4 protein-coding genes (1 of these 4 cut by a window edge) are annotated in these 2,491 nt (G+C 57.3%); all 4 read left to right on the forward strand.

Going from position 1 to position 2,491, the window contains the following annotated elements:
- On the forward strand, positions 1–208 hold the 3' portion of the coding sequence (locus AB1555_19785) for a molybdopterin-dependent oxidoreductase (GenBank protein ID MEW6248921.1). It extends 854 nt beyond the left edge of the window; the window shows 208 of its 1,062 coding nt (coding positions 855–1,062); its start codon lies beyond the left edge, outside the window; the stop codon is at positions 206–208.
- A 237-nt stretch (positions 209–445) separates the two neighbouring features.
- Positions 446–1,009: a DUF3365 domain-containing protein gene (locus tag AB1555_19790; GenBank protein MEW6248922.1), complete on the forward strand. Its 564-nt coding sequence runs from the start codon at positions 446–448 to the stop codon at positions 1,007–1,009.
- A 341-nt stretch (positions 1,010–1,350) separates the two neighbouring features.
- Entirely contained in the window at positions 1,351–1,644 is a 294-nt protein-coding gene (locus tag AB1555_19795) for a type II toxin-antitoxin system RelE/ParE family toxin (protein ID MEW6248923.1), read from the forward strand.
- On the forward strand, positions 1,641–1,886 hold the full coding sequence (locus tag AB1555_19800) for a type II toxin-antitoxin system Phd/YefM family antitoxin (protein ID MEW6248924.1): 246 nt from the start codon (positions 1,641–1,643) through the stop codon (positions 1,884–1,886). The genes AB1555_19795 and AB1555_19800 overlap by 4 nt, the downstream gene beginning before the upstream one ends.
- Positions 1,887–2,491 lie beyond the last annotated feature (605 nt).

The following is a 2,491-nucleotide window of genomic DNA, read 5'->3' on the forward strand; positions in this document are numbered from 1 at the left end:
GAACGACGCGGAGCTCCAGCCGCCGGTTTCGCCCTACACGTGGGTGATCTGGAGTTATCAATGGCGCCCGCGGAAAGCCGGCAAGTACCAAGTCGTCGTCCGCGCGACCGATACCAAAGGCCAGCTCCAGATCGCCGAACTCGTCCGTCCACAGCCGAATGGAGCTTCGGGATACCACACCATTATCGCGGACGTCGAACAACTCTAGCCGTTCCCCCGTTCGTACCCAGCGCCACAAGGCACCTCTCGCCCTTCTCCGGAGGTCTCCGGCAAAACGCAACAGGATCTCATTGTTTCGTCTGGATGAAGGGCGTATAAACACATTCGACGTGTTCTTCACAAGACGTGCATCGTCACAGTATGCCGGCAGGGTCCGCCGCAATCGGCGAATTCACACGCCGCCCATTCCACTTCATTCAGGGAGAAGCCTGTGAAGCAGACACGCATGTCACTTGCGAGTTGGGTGGTCGGGCTGGGACTGTTGGGATGGTGCGGAGGTTCCGCCGCGGCTGAGGAGTCGATCAGAATCCCCGTTGAAACCGTGGCGGACTATATCCATGCCGTGATCGAAGCGGACCGCACGTTCTACACGCTCCAAATCGTGGAACGATTGCAGCGGGAAGGTGTGACAGTGTCCTCGGAACATTGGCGGGTCAATAAGACCCTGCCGTTGCCGGCCCAATTCCTCAAAGAGTCGAGCGAGCTGGCCGCCCTGACCGGCACAAAATTCCAGTATCGTTTGATCGGCCTGTGGCCCATCAATCCGCAAAATGGTCCCAAAACCGAGTTTGAGAAGACCGGTCTGCAACAAGTCATCTCACACCCTGAGCGGCCGTATACAGGGATCGTGTCGATCGAGCAAAAGCGCGCCTTCCAGGCGATCTACGCCGACCGCGCCGTCTCCAGAACCTGCGTCACCTGCCACAATGCGCACCCTCAAAGCCCGAGGAAGGATTTCAACCTCGATGATGTCATGGGGGGCGTGGAGATTACGATTCCGCTGGAGTGAAGGGGAGGCGGGGACGGTCTAGCAGTCCTCCGTGCTCGCAGAACGCGCACCAAGAATCGATTCGAATCTGATCAAATAGGGCGGTGCTCGTTCCATGCGCGCAGTGGAGGACAGTTAGACCGCCGCCACCGGGAGAGTGAGCAACCGAACGAGTCGGTCTCAGCGGTTGTGGCTGGGATGATCTCCCTGCTCGCATCCCCCCGATGATACGGTCGTCGCTCGATGCGCGCACGGAGATTATCCCGGCCGTTTCTTGGAAGTCTGGCCCAAGAGTCCTCCGCATAACCCACTTTGATCGCTGACTTGCAGCCGCATTGAATTCTGGCTAGAATCTGGCCAGAATGCGCCATGAGATTATCCTTGCGCCTGACGCGAGCGAGCAATTTCAACGCCTACGAGCCCATATCCGAGCAGCGGTTCGCGACGCACTCGAAACGCACCTCCGGTTCGAACCGAGGAGAGGCAGTAAGAGCAGGATTAAACGACTTCGTGCTATGAGGCGACCACAATATCGGCTTCGTGTCGATGATGTGCGAGTGTACTATGACGTGACAGGGCAGACCGTCGAGGTGCTGGCGATTGTTCCAAAATCTGAGGCACGAGCCTGGCTCGAGGACAAAGGGGAACCCACATGAAAAAAATTGCGCTTTCCGAAGTTAAGGACGATCTCTCGAAATATCTGCGCCTGGCGGCAAAGGAGGAAGTTGTTATCACGCGTCACGGAAAGCCTGCCGGGGTTCTGATCGGATTTGAATCAGAGGACGACTGGTTTGATTTTCGACTTGAAAACGACCCGAGATTCCATGAGAGGATTGCCAAAGCCCGGGAAAGCTTGCGCGCGGGCCGCGGCGTCCGCTTGGAAGACTTAAAGGAATGACGTCAGCTCGATTGGCTGCCGGTGGCGAGAGCAAGAGGAATGTGGAGGCACCGCCGGTCCAACCGCCGTTCTTGCTCGCAGAGCCTCCACGATGATGCGGTGGTCGGTCGATGCGCGCACGGAGAGGATCCCAGCCATCCCTTTGGAAAATAGGCTCCAACCTCTCGCCCGCTACGGCCTTGCTGGCAGCCGTATTAAGCAGCTTGCTATATGCCCTCTCTTATCATTATTGGCGCAACCTAAGACTGACTATCAGCTTGAGGCAGCCATAACCGTTGACGATCAATGAAAACTCCGGAGGCGCGTCCGAGGGCATCAAGCAGATGCTGCAACCGGTTACCAGAGGTATTTGACAGTCTCTCTAGACTTGTATCGTCACGGGACAAAAACCCAAGCAAGCACAGCCGCGTTATCTCATGTAGCCGCCCAAACGCTTCGGCTCGACTCCCCTGAGCTTTCATCCGCGGTGCCAGCTCTTGAGGTCTTGTCAATAGGTGTGTAAATGGAATCAGGCAGCGGCCTCCTTCGGCCTGACAGGTTTCTGCATACCATCGACAAACTGGATGCCGGCGTAGACCAGAGGCAGCAGCTCCGGGGCATTCAGA

The organism is Nitrospirota bacterium (assembly GCA_040755395.1).
GTDB lineage: Bacteria > Nitrospirota > Nitrospiria > Nitrospirales > Nitrospiraceae > DATLZU01.